At 33.0% G+C, this 18,651-nt stretch carries 11 protein-coding genes; 8 read left to right on the plus strand and 3 right to left on the minus strand.

Annotated features, from left to right (window positions below; all coding sequences use genetic code 11):
* Nucleotides 1-28: 28 nt before the first annotated feature.
* The gene (locus H277_RS0109370) at nucleotides 29-808 is read right to left on the minus strand and encodes a lipopolysaccharide kinase InaA family protein (protein WP_019975329.1); all 780 of its coding nucleotides are present in this window, start codon (nucleotides 806-808) and stop codon (nucleotides 29-31) included.
* A gap of 96 nt (nucleotides 809-904) precedes the next feature.
* Here H277_RS0109370 and H277_RS18880 point away from each other — a divergent pair, with 96 nt between their 5' ends.
* The 6 genes from H277_RS18880 to H277_RS18885 all read left to right on the plus strand — a co-directional run bounded on the left by H277_RS18880 (nucleotide 905) and on the right by H277_RS18885 (nucleotide 11,852).
* Entirely contained in the window at nucleotides 905-1,699 is a 795-nt protein-coding gene (locus tag H277_RS18880) for a DUF5672 family protein (protein ID WP_019975330.1), read from the plus strand.
* A gap of 174 nt (nucleotides 1,700-1,873) precedes the next feature.
* Entirely contained in the window at nucleotides 1,874-2,422 is a 549-nt protein-coding gene (locus H277_RS0109380) for an L-threonylcarbamoyladenylate synthase (RefSeq protein WP_026357515.1), read from the plus strand.
* A gap of 31 nt (nucleotides 2,423-2,453) precedes the next feature.
* On the plus strand, nucleotides 2,454-3,875 hold the full coding sequence (locus H277_RS0109385; RefSeq protein ID WP_019975332.1) for a CCA tRNA nucleotidyltransferase: 1,422 nt from the start codon (nucleotides 2,454-2,456) through the stop codon (nucleotides 3,873-3,875).
* Nucleotides 3,876-3,878: 3 nt separating this feature from the next.
* On the plus strand, nucleotides 3,879-4,391 hold the full coding sequence (locus H277_RS0109390) for an IS1096 element passenger TnpR family protein (protein ID WP_019975333.1): 513 nt from the start codon (nucleotides 3,879-3,881) through the stop codon (nucleotides 4,389-4,391).
* Between the two features lie 199 nt (nucleotides 4,392-4,590).
* Nucleotides 4,591-10,641 carry an alpha-2-macroglobulin family protein gene (locus tag H277_RS0109395; RefSeq protein ID WP_169337516.1) on the plus strand — a complete coding sequence of 2,017 codons (6,051 nt, stop codon included), beginning with the start codon at nucleotides 4,591-4,593 and terminating at the stop codon, nucleotides 10,639-10,641.
* Nucleotides 10,642-10,739: 98 nt separating this feature from the next.
* Nucleotides 10,740-11,852, plus strand: a complete 1,113-nt coding sequence (locus tag H277_RS18885; protein WP_019975335.1) for a serine hydrolase domain-containing protein — start codon at nucleotides 10,740-10,742, stop codon at nucleotides 11,850-11,852.
* Between the two features lie 51 nt (nucleotides 11,853-11,903).
* Here the strand turns inward: H277_RS18885 and H277_RS0109405 are convergent, their stop codons facing one another.
* The gene (locus H277_RS0109405) at nucleotides 11,904-12,749 is read right to left on the minus strand and encodes a DUF4197 domain-containing protein (protein WP_019975336.1); all 846 of its coding nucleotides are present in this window, start codon (nucleotides 12,747-12,749) and stop codon (nucleotides 11,904-11,906) included.
* A gap of 47 nt (nucleotides 12,750-12,796) precedes the next feature.
* Nucleotides 12,797-14,383, minus strand: coding sequence for a peptide chain release factor 3 (locus tag H277_RS0109410; RefSeq protein ID WP_019975337.1), 1,587 nt, complete (start codon nucleotides 14,381-14,383; stop codon nucleotides 12,797-12,799).
* 118 nt (nucleotides 14,384-14,501) lie between these two features.
* Between H277_RS0109410 and H277_RS0109415 the strand changes: the two genes are divergently transcribed.
* Both H277_RS0109415 and H277_RS0109420 read left to right on the plus strand, forming a co-directional pair.
* On the plus strand, nucleotides 14,502-17,633 hold the full coding sequence (locus H277_RS0109415; RefSeq protein WP_081623209.1) for a T9SS type B sorting domain-containing protein: 3,132 nt from the start codon (nucleotides 14,502-14,504) through the stop codon (nucleotides 17,631-17,633).
* A 17-nt stretch (nucleotides 17,634-17,650) separates the two neighbouring features.
* Nucleotides 17,651-18,610 carry a PorP/SprF family type IX secretion system membrane protein gene (locus tag H277_RS0109420; RefSeq protein ID WP_019975339.1) on the plus strand — a complete coding sequence of 320 codons (960 nt, stop codon included), beginning with the start codon at nucleotides 17,651-17,653 and terminating at the stop codon, nucleotides 18,608-18,610.
* Nucleotides 18,611-18,651 lie beyond the last annotated feature (41 nt).

The following is an 18,651-nucleotide window of genomic DNA, read 5'->3' on the forward strand; positions in this document are numbered from 1 at the left end:
AAAGCACTTTGATCAAAGTGCTTTTTTATTATTTTCTTCCTATAAAAGCTTTTAATTTCTTTTTTCGGGCTTGTTTTGTATGAAACTTAAGTTGAAATTCTTGTGTTTTATTCCACATAGAATCAATCACTTCTTTTTCTGACTTTTTGATAAGATGGGCATATTCTTTTCCCATTATTTCAATCATTTCTTTGTAAGGAGTAAGGCGCGCAAAATTCTTCATTCGTAAGTCGAAATCCATTGTATCATGGAAATTCATACGATTTAAATCAACCAAATAAAACTCGTATTGATTTTCGCCGGTTTTTTTAATTAATGTATTTCCGGGAGAATGATCCAAAAATTCTATTCCTGCCTCGTGTAAATCAAATGTAAATCTTGAGAATTGTTGCAGAATTTCTTTGCGATTTGGATAATCGGGAATTTCTACTAATTCGCGGTAAGTCAAATCTGCTGACACTAATTCACATACATAATAACTATCCAATAAAGAAAAAGGAGTTCTATTTTCAACATAGGCAATTGGAAATGGAGTGTTAAATCCTAACTTAATCAAACTTTCAGCATATTCAAACGAACGTTCTGCTTTCGATTTTCGAAAGAATTTATAAACAAATTTATTGACAAGATTTGGAATTTTGAACGATTTTATCGTTGCAATTTTACCTGATTGTAATGTAGTTTGTTTGATAGAGTTTCTTGTTCCTTTCGCAATGTAAGTGTCAATTGTATCGAATGTATTTACAATAGATTCAATTTCTTTTTTTGTTGTTGGAAAATTATGATTTAGAACAATTTTTTGCGTCATTGTTATGAGTACTTATACTATATATAGATTTAATCTATGATTTGTATTGAAGTGTCAAAGATATGCTTATTTTTGCGGAAAAGTATTCTCGGTATAATGAATAATTTAAAGAAAGTTGGGATTGTTGTCCCAATTTATAGAGATTTTTTAGACGAATTTGAAAAAAAATCATTACAAAGTATTATCCGTCATTTTAATGATTTAGAAATAATTTTCGCCGCTCCCGAAGGTTTGACTACTTCAAACTACACTTCTTTTCTAGATAAAATGAATCATTATCGCATTGAATATTTTAATTCAAATTGCTTCGAATCGATAGATGCTTATAACCAATTATTATTAGACGAAAAGTTTTATCAGGCATTTAAAGATTTTGAATTTATATTGATTTGTCAATTGGATGTCTATGTTTTTAAAAATGAATTGAATTATTGGTGTAATGAAGGTTACGATTATGTTGGAGCTCCTTGGATTGGGAGTGAGCGTAATTTTATTAATTTAACTTTTGAAAAAGTAAATGAGATAATTCAGAAAATAAAAGGAAAAAAGCCTAAGAATACAGAGCGTCTATTTAAGGTAGGTAATGGAGGTTTTTCCTTGCGAAAAACAAAGAAGTTTATTCAGATAGCGAAAGAAGAGTCACATCAAATCAAATTATTTTTAGAGACAAAACCTGATTCGGATTATCATATAGAAGATGTTTTTTGGTCGTTATATGTACCCCAAAAATATACAGACTATAAAATTCCTGATTGGCAACAAGCTTTGAAATTTTGTATGGATAGAAAACCTAAAAAATCGCTACAATTGAATAACAACAAGTTACCTATGGCATGTCATCGGTTTAATCAGCCGAAACCTTACAGGTTTTGGAAGAAATATATCGAATAATCAATTGAATTGACTAAATGAAGTTACAGAATTAGTGATTTCTTAAACCTTCATCATGAAGATTTTAAAACGCTAATTCGAAATATAGCTCAAAAACCTTAAGTTAAATAATGTAGATTTAATTTTCCTATAATAACTTTGCAATCAAATTTATAAAATCAAAAAATGTCAGATATAAATGAAATTGTAGCGAAACTAAAACAAGGAAAAACAATGCTTTATCCTACAGACACAATTCTTGGATTAGGATGTGACGCAAGAAATGAAGCTGCAATCGAAAAAATTTATCAGATAAAGAACCGTCCTTCTTCAAAATCTTTAATCATTTTGGTCGATTCACCACGTATGTTACAAGATATTGTTGAGGTACCGGAACTGGCTTGGGATTTAATTGACTTGAATGAAAAACCAATTACCATTATTTATGATAATCCAAAAGGTTTACCAAAATCGTTGATAGCGGAAGATAATACCATTGCAATTCGCTTGACGGAAGATTTGTTTTGTAAAAAAATTATTGGAAAATTAGGAGGGCCAATCGTGTCAACATCTGCTAATTTATCTGGAGAATCATCTCCAAAAGTCTTTTCGGAAGTTAATCCTGAAATTTTAGAACGTGTGGACTTTTATCCTGAAGAAACAAAAACCTTTGTTCCTCAGTTTACTGCATCAACGATAATTAAATTAGGTCTGGATAACGAAGTAAAAGTTATTAGAGAGTAGTTTTTTATTTCAAAACATATACTTTTGCAGAATGAAAATCTTAGAAGCCGTATCAAATCCAATTTTTAAAAGTGTAGCAGAAGTTGCGGATGAAATCAGCCAAGAAACTTATGTAGTTGGAGGATTTGTACGCGATTATTTACTAAATCGTGGCCAGAAGAAGGACATTGATTTTGTAACTGTTGGAAATGGAATTTTATTAGCGAAAGAATTAGCAAATAAATTAGGAAATACATCACAAGTGTCTGTTTTTAAGCGTTTCGGAACAGCGATGTTTAAATACGAACAAACAGAATTAGAATTTGTGGGAGCTCGCAAAGAAAGTTATTCTGAAGATAGTCGAAAACCTCATGTAGAGGATGGAACTTTAGAAGATGATCAAAAGCGTCGTGATTTTACCATTAATACATTGGCAATTTCAATGAATAAAGAGACTTTCGGTGAATTAATAGATCCTTTTAATGGAATTGAAGATTTGAATAATAAAATAATCAAAACACCATTAGAACCAAATGTAACGTATTCTGATGATCCTTTACGTATGATGCGTGCGATTCGTTTTGCAGCACAATTAAATTTTGAAATCGAAAAAGATTCTTTTCAGGCAATAATTGATAACGCTGAACGTATTAATATTGTATCTTTTGAACGTGTAATGGACGAATTTCAGAAAATTATGATGACCGATAAACCTTCGGTCGGATTATTGCTGTTGGAACAATCAGGATTAATGCAACATATTTTACCAGAATTAGTTGCATTGAAAGGGATAGAAGAGGTTGAAGGACAGAAACATAAAGATAATTTTTATCACACTTTGGAAGTGGTAGACAATATCTCCGTAAATACGGACAACGTGTGGTTACGTTGGGCAGCATTATTACATGATATTGGAAAAGCGGTAACCAAGCGTTTTGATAAAAAAGTAGGTTGGACATTTCATTCTCACGAATTTGTTGGATCTAAAATGGTGGTTAAATTATTTAGAAGATTAAAATTACCATTAGGACCACAGATGAAATATGTGCAGAAGTTAGTCATGATGAGTTCTCGCCCGATTGCTGTAGTAACAGATGAAGCAACCGATTCGTCTTTACGTCGATTATTATTCGATGCGGGTGATGATTTTGATGACTTAATCACGCTTTGTAAAGCTGATATAACAACGAAAAATGCAAAAAAACAAAAACGTTTTAAACAAAATTTTGAAGTTGTTGAACAAAAAATAAAAGATGTTGAAGAACGCGACAGAGTTCGTAATTTTCAACCACCGATTTCAGGGGAACAAATTATGGAAATATTTGATATTCAACCTGGAAGAGAAATAGGGATTCTTAAAAATGCCATTAAAGAAGCTATCTTAGAAGGAGAGGTAGAAAATAATTATAATTCTGCTTTAGAATTTGTAATTAATATGGGAAAAGATTTAAATTTGGAACCGAAAAATATTTAGAAAGTGATATATAAAATTCGTGTATTCCTTGACGCAAAAGAGGATGTTTTTAGAGACATAGAAATTAAAGAGAAGCAAACATTATTTACATTGTACAAAGGTATCATTAGTGCTTTTAGTTTACAAGGTGAAGAGTTGGCATCATTCTATGAATTAGATGAAGATGGAAACCAAACAAAAGAAATTCCTTTAGAGGATATGTCTGATGATGGAACTGATGAAACAATGGCAGATTTCTATATCAAAGAAGCTTTTGCTAATCAAGGCGATCGTATGGCTTTTGTATATGATTTTATGGAAATGTGGACATTTGTTGCTGAATTAGTTGCTGTAGAGGACAAACCTGCAGTTCTTAATTATCCGCTGACAGTTTACCGTTTTGGTTCAATGCCTTTGAAAGCACCTAAAAAAGATTTATTAGTTGATTTGGATGATGAAGATGAGATAGATTTTGCTGAAGATGCCGAATTGAATGATTTACAAATTGACGAAGATTTAGATGTTGATGATTTATAAAAATGGCAATAAATCAACTCATATATGAAAAAATCTGAATGGAAACATTCAGATTTTTTTTATGCGTATTAATCAATTATTTAATCATTATTTTCATTTCTCAGGCAACCTTTTTTGCGTAACTTGCATCTACTCATAAAAGATAAACTCTATGAAACAGCTTTTGTTTTTAATATTCATTTTAACCAACTCTATGCTTATGGCTCAATCTCAGGCGATTGATCAAAAGTGGAAAGAAATTGATCAGCAGATGCAAAATGGTCAGTTCAAATCCATCCAACCCAAAATTGATGAAATCAAAACGTTATCAAAAAAAGAAAATAATCAGCAAAGCTATTTAAAAGCGCTTTTCTATGAAGCGAAAATTAAAGTAGCGACTACAGATGAAACGGATGATGTTAATTTTGTTTTTGAACTGTTTAAAAAAGAAGCAGACGGAAAATCAACGGTGAACAATGCGATTGTTCATTCGTATTTAGCAGAATTGTACCAATTGTATTTCAACGAAAATCGTTGGAAAATTCAAAGCCGTACCAATGTTGAAAATCAATCGGGTACTGATGTGCGATTTTGGACTGAAAAGACTTTTAATCAGGTGATTGATGACCATTTTTCGAAATCTATTCAATATAAAAATGACTTGATCGATGCAAAATCACAAGATTATAAAATGATTTTGAATGTAGCCGGAGAAGCAAAAACGGCTCAGCAACAAGCCGATTTAACGCCAACGTTGTATGATGTTTTAGCCAAAAAATACATCAACTATTTAAATCAAAATAACAATCAGGAGAAAGCAAAACTATTGCTGACAGATTTGGTTGACATCAACAAACGAAAGGGGTTCGAAAATGCTGTTTTATACAATGAACTTCTTTTAGTAGAAAATAAAAGAAATTCAATTTCGATTCAGGAATTGATCAAACTAAAAGAGGCTTTAGCGGCAAAATACCCGAAAGCCTGGTATTCAGCTTATGTGTATGCAACTTTAGCAACAGATTATTATGGTTTGCAAGAGGATAAATTAGCAAACATCAATAAGATTTTCGGTGTTCAGGAAAAAGTAGCGAAGCTTTATCCTGATACGGAAGAAAAGAAGGTAATTGACAACTTGATTTCAAAAATAAAATCGCAGGAATTAAATGTTCAAGCTGAAAAATACTTGAACGAAAATCAAAATACGCCCATTCAGTTAACACATAAAAACCTAACGAAAGTTTTTGTGAAAATTTTTGCGTATAACGAAGGTTTTGATGGAAAACAAAAATTGCAGGTTTTAAACGTTTACAACGATAATCGAATTGCGGACGCTCAAAAGTTTCTGAATAGTTTGAAAGTTGTTGATCAATATGCGATTGATGTTAAATCGTTTGATGATTTTCAGAAACATGCGACAATCGTGAAATTGAATCCGTTAAAAGCGGGTCGATATATTGTGTTATTTTCAAATAATGCGGAATTTAAAATCAATACAAAAGATGAAATTGATTTTCTGGATGTGATGGTTTCCAAATATGCAGTTAATCCGTTGAACGATAAATTATCGGTTGTCAATCGTGAAACCGGGAAACCTGAAGCAAACGTTACGGTGGAACTTTCTAATTTTACAAACTATGATAAAAAAGAAACAAAAGTTGTTGTTGCAGATAAAAATGGGGTGATCCAAATTCCTTCCGGATGGAGAAATTTTCAGTACCGCGTAAAAGATGAGCATACAATTTACTCAACGTATTACTATAATTATTATAATGAAGATGTACGTTCAACTAATGAGGTTAAGATTTTTACAGATCGGGCAATTTATCGTCCCGGACAAACGGTTTATTTCAAAGGAATTTTTTATACCTCAAGAGATAAGACTCGAAAAGTTATTCCAAATACAAAATTAACTCTTGGGGTGTATGATGTTAATCAAAAAGAAATTTCTAAAGTAGATTTAATAACTAACGAATTTGGTTCTGTAAATGGAAATTTTGTTTTACCAAATAATGGATTAACAGGAAATTTTACAATTAAACCTATTAATAGCCAAGGATATTATTCATTCAAAGTAGAAGAATATAAACGTCCGAAATTCAAGGTAGAAATTGAGAAAAATAAAGGTGTTTATAGTTTGAATGATCAAGTAAAAGTAGAAGGAAAAGCAATTGCTTTTTCAGGGGCAAATATTGACAATGCAAAAGTTTCGTACCGCGTGTATCGTCAGGAAATTTTTACATTTTGGCCTTGGTATCGCATTATTCCTCCTAATCGGGGAGAACGCGAAGAAATTACTTTTGGTGAAACGACGACGGATGCTGAAGGTAAATTTAACTTCGAATTTGTTGCAAAACCGGCTTCGGAGAAAAAGAAAGATGAAGTAAGGACCTACAATTATTTTATTGAAGTAAATGCAACGGATATCAATGGAGAAACGCAGTCAGAATCTTCATCGGTAAAAGTCGGCGATACAAGAATGACGTTGAATGTCAATATTCCGGAGAAAACAAAAGCGGACGAGTTAAAAGCATTCAAAGTAGCCGTAAAAAATTTGAATGACGAAACATTAGAAGGTAAAGGTCATGTCGAAATTTATGCATTAAATGCACCAAAAGAAATCGTGCGTCGTCAAAAATTCACAACGGATTACAACTATTATTCAAAAGAAGAATTTAAAAAATTATTCCCAAATGAACCATATGGTGATGAAATGAACCCGAAAACATGGAAAATAGACCAAAAAGTTTTTGAAAGTGATTTTGATACAAACGTTTCGAATGAAATTAAATTTAATCAAGCGTCAAATTTAGCAGAAGGGTATTATGTGGTAAAAGGTTTTGTGTTAGATGGCACGCAAAAAGTGGAGGTAGATAAATTGATTTATGTTTCGAATGAAAAGAAAGCAAATGAAATTAAAACACTTTTAACCGTTTCATCAAATGAATCAACTTTTGAACCGAAAGATATCGCAAAAGTGGAATTTAAGTCCGGTGCTAAAGATGCATATGTGTATTATGAAGTAGAAGCGAATCAAGTGATTATTGAGAAAGGTTTCTTAGATTTAAACAAAAAATCGAAGGTTGAAATTCCGATTAAAGAAGAATATCGTGGCGGAATTTACATGAATTATGTCATGACGAAGTTCAACGATGTACAGTCAGGAAGTCTGAATTTAGCTGTTCCGTTTACAGATAAGCAACTGAAAGTGACCGCTGAGGTTTTACGTGATAAGCTGACACCGGGTGCAAAAGAAAAATGGCAGTTAAAAATTGAAGGACCGAATAAAGATAAAGTTTCAGCAGAGGTTTTGGCAAGTATGTACGATGCTTCGTTGGATCAGTTTGCTTCGAATTCGTTGGATTTTAATGTCTACAATTTTACAAATCCGAGAAGAAACAATCCGTTTAATTTGTATCAATTTTACATGACAACTCCTTCGAATGTCATTTATAATCATACAAATTATGACTTCTATGCGAGAGGATACGCCGGTTTAGATCTTAATTTATTTGATTTTGGATTTAATCAATACCGTATGAGCCGCAGAATGATGAAAGTTGCCGCTCCGACAGCAAATGTAAATAGAGAAGGAAAAGAATCAATAAGCCAAACAGGGGGAGGAGAAGTTAACTTAGTTGGAGGAATTGAAATGGATTCTGCAAATGCATATGAGGAAGTTGATATTGCGTTACAAGATAAAGCGCTTGGTCTAATTACAAGTTCAGATAATATAACAATTCGTGGAATTTCATCTGTTGATAATCCAAATGCACTTTATGTCATCGATGGAGTTGTGTATGATAAAGCACCAAATCTTAATTCAGATGATATTCAATCAATAAATGTGCTGAAAGGGGAAGAGGCGACAGCATTATATGGAGCCAGAGGAGCAAACGGAGTCGTTGTGATTACAACCAGGAAAGGGGCGAATGCAGCTTTAGATCAAGTAAAAGCACGTACAAATCTGAATGAAACTGCATTCTTTTATCCAACGCTTAAGACAGATGCGGACGGAAACATTATGATAGAATTTACAACACCGGAAAGTTTAACGGAATGGAAATTTATGGCGTTGGCGCATACACCCGATCTTAAAACCGGGTATTTAGAACAAAATGTTCGCACGCAAAAAGACTTGATGGTGGTACCGAATATGCCACGATTCTTGAGAGAAGGAGACCGGATTTCGGTTTCATCAAAGATTAATAATTTATCGGATAACGCGTTAAATGGTTCGGCTAAATTGATGTTGTTTGATGCATTTACCAATCAACCGATTGATACACAATTCAAATTGACGAATGCTGTTCAGAATTTTAATGTGGCAAAAGGAAGTTCGGATCAGGTAACCTGGACAATCGATGTGCCTAAAAATGTGCAGGCCGTGGTGTACCGTGTGGTAGCTTCTGCAGGTGATTTTTCGGATGGAGAAGAATCGGCTTTACCGATTTTGACGAATCGCATGATGGTGACCGAAACATTGCCGATTTATGTGAAAGAAGGGCAAAATAAATCGTTCCGATTTGAAAATATGGTGAACAATAAATCGACTTCATTGGATAATTTCAAATTGACATTTGAGATGACAACCAACCCGATTTGGTATGCTATTTTCTCGCTGCCTTATTTGCGCGAATATCCTTACGAATGTGCGGAACAAGTATTCTCTCGTTTGTACGGGAATATGATTTCGGAAAAAGTGATTCGTTCGAATCCGAAAATTAAAGCCGTTTTTGATGACTGGAATAAAAAAGGAGAGTTGAAATCGAAACTACAATTGAACCAGGAATTAAAAAATATCATTTTAGAAGAAACTCCTTGGGTAAAAAATGCCGAGAGTGAAGAAGAGCAAATGAAACAAATTGCGGTTTTATTCCAATTGAATCAAATGCAGACGGAAATGAAATCGGCTTTCCAAAAATTATCGGATAAACAACAATCAAACGGTGGATTTGCCTGGTTTGACGGTGGTCGTCCGAACGAATACATCACGACGCACATTGTTTCAGGTTTTGGAAATATGAAGAAAATGGAAGTGAATTTCAAAGCATTTGAAATCGATGTCAATCCTTTGATCAAAAAAGCCATTCAATTTATTGATGATGAGAATTTAAAACGATTCAACGAATTTAAGAAAGACCAGAAATCATTGAAAGATGTTGTTTATGCGGACGGATTGCATTATTTATATGCGCGTTCATTCTTCTTAACAGAATATCCTTTGGCGAAAGAACTGGAAGAAATGAAAACAGCCATGTTGAAGAATTTGAATGATACAAAATTAGATTTATCGTTGCAACAAAAAGCCATGGCTGCTATTGTGATGAACCGCTTCGGCATGCAACCGGCGGCTAAAATTGCGGTAAATTCGATCAAAGAAAAAGCAGTTCTTTCAGATGAATTGGGCATGTATTGGAAAGAAAATCAACCAGGTTGGTTCTGGTATCAGGCGCCTGTTGAAACACAAGCCTTGTTAATTGAGGCGTTTGATGAAGTTTCTAAAGATGAGAAATCCGTTGAAGAAATGAAAGTCTGGTTATTAAAAAATCGCCAGACAAATCAGTGGAATTCCACGAAAGCAACGACAAAAGCTGTCTATGCGTTAATGAATTTCGGAAAATCATGGCTGGATGCCGAAAAAGGAATTGATGTTAAAATCGGAAACCAAAAACTGGACTTGGATCAAAATACGCAATCTGGTTCCGGATATGTAAAAACTTCTTGGAACAAAGAAGAAATCAAACCGGATATGGGTAGTGTAGAAGTGGCTAAAACTTCTCCGGGTGTTGCTTGGGGTGCAATGTATTGGCAATATTTTGAAGATCTGGATAAAATAAAATCTGCTGAAACAGGAATCCGCTTCAACAAGAAATTGTTTGTCAAACAAAATACGACGAATGGCCCGGTGTTGAAAGAGATTACAACTTCTACACCTATAAAAGTGGGGGATATTGTAACCGTTCGTTTAGAAATTTCTGTGGACCGTAATATGCAGTTTGTACACATCAAAGATATGCGGGCAAGTGGTTTTGAACCTGTAAATGTACTTTCGGGTTACAAATGGAAAGGTGAGTTTGGTTATTACGAGAGCACACGTGATGCGGCGACAAATTTCTTCTCCGATTTTATGCGTAAAGGAACCTATGTTTTTGAATATGATCTGAAAGCGAATAATGCAGGTAATTTCTCGAACGGAATCACGTCCATGCAAAATATGTATGCTCCGGAATTGAGCGCGCAGAGCGAAGGCATTCGAGTTGAGATTAAATAATTATTTTAAATCAATACATTTAAAAGAGCTGAAATATTTTCAGCTCTTTTTTTATTATCTTTAATTTTATTTTTTGATAAAAAAGTTGATTACACCATATGAAAAAAATACTTTTATTTAATACTTTGTTGATTCCCTTTTTAGGATTTGCACAATTACAAATGATTTTTCAAAACAAAATAGATTCTATTTATGAGAAAAATAAAGATGCAATCGGAATTATTGTACATGTTGAAGCTCCAAAACAAAATATTTCCTGGAGTTATGCAAAAGGAGTTTCGGATATTAAAACGAATGTACCATTGAATAATCAACAACCTGTATTGATTGCGAGTAATACCAAACCTTATGTTGCCGCTGCGATTTTGAGATTAGCGGAAAAAGGTCAGATTTCAATTGACCAACCTATTAAGAATTTATTATCAAAGAAAACGCGTCAATTGTTCGAAAAAGACGGTTACGATTTGAATGCAATTACAGTAAAACATTTATTGTCACATACAGCCGGAATCCAGGATTATGTAGATGATGCTTATTTTGAATTTGTAAATCAACATCCACAATATAAATGGAAAAAGGAAGAACAAATTAAAAGAGCGATTGAAATTGGAGCCCCACAGAAAGTGGGAGAAAAATTTAGTTATGGAGATATCAATTATTTGCTTTTGTCTGAAATTATTGAACAAAAAACACGTCAACCATTTTATACAGCGATTCGCGATTTGTTAAAATACAACGAATTAGGATTGACCAGGACATGGTTCATTGATTTAGAAAAGTACCCTTCACAAACTTTAGCTCTTGCTCATCAATATGCGGATAAATACAAATGGGATTCTTATGATCTTAATCCATCTTGGGATTTGTATGGAGGAGGAGGAATTGCTTCGACTGCTAAAGAATCAGCATTGTTTTTTCAATATTTATTCGGTGGTAAAATAATTCAGGATAAGGAGATTCTGAACGAAATGTCTGGTTATGTTTTGCCTTCAGACCAATCGAAATATTGTTTAGGTATTTATCATTTTGATCTGGGGTTTAATGCTTATTATCATGGTGGATGGTGGGGAACAGATGTGATATATTCTCCCGAATCTGATGCAACAGTTACTGTTTTTACTTTACAAAAAGGATTTCAACATATCGTCAATCCATTTATAGGAAAAGAATTTCAGAAATTATTAATGAAAAAGGATAGTGTAAAACTATAAAAAAATCGCTACAATTTGTAGCGATTTTTAGTTCATCTATAAGTTACGATGTTATTTTTTACTGTCTTGTGCTCCAAAAACTTGTTGTAATAATGAGGTCGTTCGTAAAGCAGTATTTCCGCGAATACCTTGTTCTTTTTCAGCAACCATATTAAATACTCCATTTATTGTTTGTTGTGTCACATAAGCATTAAGGTTTGGATCAATTTGGTTTCCTGTCAATGTATTGTATTTCGTAATCAAATTATTCCAAACTTTATCGGCTCCGACTTTCCCTAAAGATGCTTCAACTTTTGGTTGAAAAGCTTTTGTTAAATCAGTTGTTGTTTTTAGTTTTAAATAATTTGTTGCCGCATTATTTCCGCCTATCAAAATATCTTTTGCATCGGTAATTGTCATTGATGTTAAGGCATTTACAAAAATAGGCGCTGCTTCTGAAACAGCATCTTCTGCGGCTGAATTCAATAATTTGATTCCTTTATCAGCTAAACTGCCCATTCCCAAAGAACGTAATGTTTTTTCTACATTTTGTAATTCTTCAGGCATCAATATTTTTGCAATAGAATTATTATAAAAACCATTCTTTTGGCTTAATGATTTTATTCCGTCAGTTAATCCAATTGATAAAGCTTCTTTTAATCCGGAAGATACCGTAGAATTGGATAATCCGTTTAGTTTTGTCAATGATTCAGCAGAAATTGTTTTCGATGCTGTAGAACCATTTACCACTTTTTCAGAATCAGCTTTTGCAGTAGAATTAGTTTGAGCTGATGGGGTAGGAGAGTTAACTTTTTCGACCTCTTTTTTTATTGTTCCAAAAATTGATTTCAAATCTTGTGCGTTTGCATTTACAGCAAATGCAGAAATCAATGTTAAACTTAAAATGATCTTTTTCATTTATTTTTTTTAATTATTTCAGTCACTATTCAATTATCTGACCAAACTTAAAATTCACTTACAAAATGTAATTTTATTGAAGGAAATTTTTCTTGGGTCATCTGAATTGTAAATGCAGAATCAGCTAAAAAGACCAATTGATTAAATTTATCTCTTGCCAAATAACGTTGTTTAACACGTTTAAATTCTTGAAATTCTTCAGACTTTTCATTCTCTACTTCAACCCAACATGCTTTGTGTACAGTGAAAGGCTCGTAAGTTGCTTTTGCTCCATATTCGTGCTCTAAGCGATACTGGATGACCTCGTATTGTAAAGCTCCGACAGTTCCAATCACTTTACGGTTATTCATTTCTAATGTAAACAATTGGGCAACACCTTCGTCCATTAACTGATCAATACCTTTTTCCAATTGTTTTGCTTTCATTGGATCAGCATTGTTAATGTAACGGAAATGTTCCGGAGAAAATGAAGGAATCCCTTTAAAGCTAAATTTTTCTCCTTCTGTTAAAGTGTCTCCGATTCTAAAGTTTCCGGTATCATGTAAACCTACAATATCCCCGGCGAAAGATTCGTCTACGACTTCTTTTTTATCTGCAAAGAAAGCATTGGGTGCTGCAAACTTCATATTTTTTCCTTGACGAACGTGGTAATAATTTTTATTTCGCTCAAATTTCCCTGATACGATTTTAATAAAGGCTAAACGGTCGCGGTGTTTCGGATCCATATTCGCATGAATTTTGAAGACGAAACCGGAGAATTTATTTTCGTATGGTTCAATTTCTCTTATATCTGTTTCTTTCGATTGAGGAGTAGGTGCAATATCAATGAATGCGTCTAACAATTCACGTACACCAAAATTGTTCAATGCAGAACCGAAAAATACAGGTTGTAAATTTCCGTTCATGTATTCTTGCATATCAAATTCCGGGTAAACGCCATCGATTAAATCAATTTCGTTACGAAGATTTTCAGCATAATTGCTCCCAATTAGAGCATCTAATTCAGGACTAGATAAATCTTCAATTTTTGTTGTTTCTGAAACTTTTTGTTTGTTGTCTCCTGAAAAAATATTGATATTTTTCTCCCAGATATTATAGATCCCTTTAAAAGTCGCTCCAATACCAATTGGCCATGAAAGCGGTGTAACTTGCAAGCCAAGATTTTGTTCTACTTCGTCCATCAAATCGAATGCGTCCTTTCCTTCACGGTCCATTTTATTAATGAAAACCAACATTGGAATTTTGCGCATACGACAAACTTCTACTAATTTGATTGTTTGTTCCTCAACCCCTTTTGCGACATCTATTACTACAATCGCAGAATCTACGGCAGTTAAAGTGCGGAAAGTGTCTTCAGCGAAATCCTTGTGTCCGGGAGTATCTAAAATATTGATTTTTTTTCCTTTGTATTCGAATGCTAAAACCGAAGTAGCAACAGAGATACCACGCTGACGCTCAATTTCCATGAAATCGGAAGTTGCACCTTTTTTGATCTTGTTACTTTTTACGGCACCGGCTTCTTGAATAGCTCCACCAAAAAGCAATAATTTTTCTGTTAAAGTCGTTTTTCCGGCATCCGGATGGGCGATAATTCCGAAGGTTTTTCTTTTATTTATTTCTTGTTCTAAAGACATCTTAATCAAATTTTCAGGTTGCAAAGATAGTTTATCTGTGGAAAACTAGAAACATTATACACAATAGAATAATCTAAACTAAATTGCGTTATTCTAAAATATAGATGACGAAAGAGCTATGCAAAAAATATTTTACTTTTTTCTGTTGATGATTAGTGGTTTTGTTTGGGGGCAAAGACCAATAATTCATCAATTATTAGGTGGATTTACTTTTGAAAATCAAACATTGGATTTTTATCCAAGTAATATAAATTTTACACCAATAGCAACTGATGGATGTAGTTTTAATCCTACACAAACCTATAAATATTTTTCATTTAAGGCAAACTTTGATATGGTGTTCGCTTTTGATTTACAAGCTAAAGTTCCAGATTTTAAACTCTTAACATGGAAATTGACAGAAGATCAAAATGCAGATGAAGTTTTTGTAGGAAATAGTACAACAATAAAAGCAAGTAGATCTGTTGAGGGAAGTTCTACATTAAAGGGAATGAAGGAAGGTGATCCTAATTCTTGTGAAACATATTTAACTTCGGGAGCCAATGGATACGCAAAAGCATTTGAAGGTTCGGAAATTTTAAGAAAGGGGGAAACAGTTATAATAGCAGTTTATGGAGGAAGTACTACAGAACCTTTTGATATCAAGGTGAATGTGGCAGAGGAAAAAAGCATTACAACGTTTAATAATTTATGTAAAGGTCAAGCATATACGTATCAACAAATTTTCGATGCTGTGCAAGCTGATTCAGGATTAGCTGATATCAAATTGTTTACAGATAATACATTTAGTACAGAGGTTGCTGCCGGAATGAATTTTACCTCAGATACAATAATTTATGCACAAGTAAGAGACGCTTCTGGCAATTTGAAATATATTTATACGATTCCGTTGAAGTTTGTTCCGGAACATCAATTTAATTTTAATTCAATAATTAATCAAGTTTTTGAATGTACATTGAACTATACATTGAAAGAAAATACACTTTTAAATTTACTTTTTCCATCGGGAACTAATCTTTCTAATTATAAAATTAAAACAGTAAATGGAACTGCTTTTGTAGAAAACTCTATAATTAATTTAACAACTGGAAGTATTACAGACCTCAAAATTATTGTTTCTTATAATGGAATGTGTCCTATAGATTCGGTCGAAAAAATAATACAAGTAAAACAAGGTACGCCAGAGATAAAGCAGAATATAGATGATGCGACTTGTGACCCATTTTATAAAATAGATTTTGATCAGATTTTTACGAAAATAGGTTTTTCTAAAAATGACTTTGATTTAATCGTAACCTTAATGGGAACTCCAATTTCTAATGGACAATCAACTCCAATTACTACAACTTTAGATTATAAAGTAAAAGTAAAATCAAAATATGGAGGAGCTTGCGAAAGCAATGAAGTGGATTTTATTGTGACTAAAACTTCTCCTGCCAATATTACAAATACATCAATTAATGGAATTTGTTTGTCAGATTTTTCACAAACTGATGTGGATAATGCAATTCATATAATTCAAAACGCCCATTCTTACAAATTAAGATTTTATCAAGCAGATGGTTTGACGGAAATGGCTGAAGCTGATTTATTCAATTATATTAAAACGAATGAAACAGGTAAAATTGTTGTAAAAGCTTTAGCAACGGATAATTCGAATACAATCTGTGACACACAAGTAGAATTGAAATTTAATTTAGATCAATCTTCATTTGCTCTAATAAACAATATTCCGACTTTAAATTCCGGTTGTGCAGAAGTTGGTATGGGGTATACATTTACGGTAGCAGAAATTGAAACTTATCTAAAAGCTCAATTGGGAAGAGCAGATATTTCTTTTTCTGGAATTACCGAGCAAGTTTTAGCAGATAATGGGACTACATCATTACGCTTTCAAGTTCAGGTAAATGGAGAAGCTTGTTGGTCAGAAGAAATGGAATTGAAATTACAAGTCATTACCAAACCAAAAGTATCAAATGCTTCAAAAGATTTATATGCAGACTGTGACGATAAGATTACAATCAATGGAGATACGGTAAAAGAATTGTTTGGTGTAGCTTCTGTAACGGATTATAATTATTATATTTTACATAATAGTTCAACACCGTTGGTGTTTGTTGGAGGGAAAGCTATTGTAAAAGTTCGTTTTGAAAATAAATTGTCTTCAATGTGCTTTGTAGAAAAAGACATCGTTGTCATCGAGAAACAAGATTTGGTCGTAGATGTAGTTGCCTTAGAAACGTATAATCAAACCAATGAAATTGTATATTGTGAAGATGACAATACTGGGGCAAAAGCTCAAATTCAGGCAAATTTAGATTACATCAAATCGCATTATCCAACTTTAGTTTCTAGATCTTCTATTGATGAAATTTTTGATCAATTTAATTCCGATAAAGGAAATGTAGAAATCGTTTTTGAAGATCCGAATTATTGCGGGGTAGTTTCGATAAAATTCTTTTATCAACGAAATGATTTACCAATTTTTGATATTCCGGCTTCAGGCGAAATTTGTTCTGATACAAAATATACATTGGATTTTGAGCAGTTAGCAAAAGAAAAAGGAATAGATGTTAATGACTATACTTTTGCAATAACAGGAAGCGAAGTTGATCAAGTTTCGGCATTTGTATATGAATTAGGAGTTGGAAACTATACGATTACAATTCGTGATAAAAAGTCAGGATGTCCTAAAATATTTTCTTTGCAATTGATAAGTTCTGCAGTCCCTACAATTGATAAAATTACTATCAATGAAAAAAGTATTGTTGTTTCGGTTAAAGGAAACGGTAAGTTAGAATATGCTTTGTTTGATTCTGTAGGAAGAATTATTGTGGATTGGCAAACAAAAAATGAATTGATTATTCCTGATAATATTACAGATAATAATTTTACAGTAAAAGTCAGGTTAAATAATTGTGGTGTCTCAGAACGAAAAGATGTTATCTATCTTTTTTTACCAAATGTTGTTACGCCAAATCAAGATGGTAAAAACGATGTATGGCAACCCATGACTAAAAATGGTAAAGTTAACGATACATCAAATTCATACAAATTGATTATTTTTGACCGTTCCGGAAAACAAATTTTGAACAAAGAAGGAATAGATATAATAAAATGGGACGGAACGCTTAATGGAAATCCTGTAGCGGACGGAACCTATTGGTATATGCTGGAGTTTTCAAAACAATCAGATGATTTGAAAGTTCTCTATTCCGGTAGTATTTTAGTTAAACGTAAAATCAAATAATTGATTGAAACACATTTATGAAGAAATTATCACTAATTATATTCGGTTTATTTTCAATTGCTAAAGTTGAAGCACAACAAGGGCTACCATTTTACAATCATTATTTGGTGAGCGACAGAATGTTAATTAACCCTTCTTATGCTGGTCAAGATCCAAATGTGATTTCGATAACAGGAACACATCGTAATCAGTGGGACGATTTACCAGAAAGCCCAAGTACGCAAACTGTAAGTGCACATGGAATTATTATTGACCGTTTAGCTTTAGGAATGCAATTTTTTAACGATAGAAACGGGTTTGTCAAAATGACTGGATTTGGGATTAATGCAGCTTATCATATTCCAATTGAAGATAGAAGTTATGATGGGGATGAGATAAACGTATTTTCATTTGGAGTTGGAGCTTCAAATGTTTCGCAACGATTTGATTATTCTAAGATTATAGCTGAAGATCCAAATGATCCGGCTTTACAAGAAGACCGATATTCAACATTTTTTGCAAACTTAGGATTATCTTTTAAATATGCAGGATTTTTTGCCGGAGTTTCTATTTTGGACATTCCGCTTAGTCAAAACATATACTATGTCAATAATATAGAGCCTTTACCTACCTGGTATTATTTTAATGCTGGTTACAAATGGAATATTGCAGAAGGAATTGCGTTAGAGCCCTCTTTGGTTTATAATTTAAATTCGAATTCAGAACGTCATTTGGATATCAACTTAATGTCTCATATTGGCTTTGGAGAAAACAATCAAGGTGTTGATATTGGAGTGGGGTATAAGCAAGGAATGGATTCAAAAAATAGTAATCCTTTGTTTATCTCTCCAATTCTAAAATTTAAAGTGGGTTCTTTGAAAGCTGGGATTTCGTATGACATTGGCTTGTCAGATTATCAAGTGGATGGACGAAAGAATGGAATGCTATTTAGCTTAGGTTTCGATTTGCAGAATCCTTGGGGAGCTAGATTTGATTAATAAATGGGGTCAAATCAGTAGAAAAAACGATAAATAATAAA

This window comes from Empedobacter brevis NBRC 14943 = ATCC 43319, from assembly GCF_000382425.1.
Lineage (GTDB): Bacteria > Bacteroidota > Bacteroidia > Flavobacteriales > Weeksellaceae > Empedobacter > Empedobacter brevis.

What these genes read in the sequence shown, in the direction of transcription:
- H277_RS0109370 (WP_019975329.1), bottom strand. Translation starts at nt 808, where the DNA reads ATGACGCAAAAAATTGTTCTAAATCATAATTTTCCAACAACAAAAAAA.
- H277_RS18880 (WP_019975330.1), top strand. Translation starts at nt 905, where the DNA reads ATGAATAATTTAAAGAAAGTTGGGATTGTTGTCCCAATTTATAGAGAT.
- H277_RS0109385 (WP_019975332.1), top strand. Translation starts at nt 2,454, where the DNA reads ATGAAAATCTTAGAAGCCGTATCAAATCCAATTTTTAAAAGTGTAGCA.
- H277_RS0109395 (WP_169337516.1), top strand. Translation starts at nt 4,591, where the DNA reads ATGGCTCAATCTCAGGCGATTGATCAAAAGTGGAAAGAAATTGATCAG.
- H277_RS18885 (WP_019975335.1), top strand. Translation starts at nt 10,740, where the DNA reads ATGAAAAAAATACTTTTATTTAATACTTTGTTGATTCCCTTTTTAGGA.
- H277_RS0109405 (WP_019975336.1), bottom strand. Translation starts at nt 12,749, where the DNA reads ATGAAAAAGATCATTTTAAGTTTAACATTGATTTCTGCATTTGCTGTA.
- H277_RS0109410 (WP_019975337.1), bottom strand. Translation starts at nt 14,383, where the DNA reads ATGTCTTTAGAACAAGAAATAAATAAAAGAAAAACCTTCGGAATTATC.
- H277_RS0109415 (WP_081623209.1), top strand. Translation starts at nt 14,502, where the DNA reads ATGCAAAAAATATTTTACTTTTTTCTGTTGATGATTAGTGGTTTTGTT.
- H277_RS0109420 (WP_019975339.1), top strand. Translation starts at nt 17,651, where the DNA reads ATGAAGAAATTATCACTAATTATATTCGGTTTATTTTCAATTGCTAAA.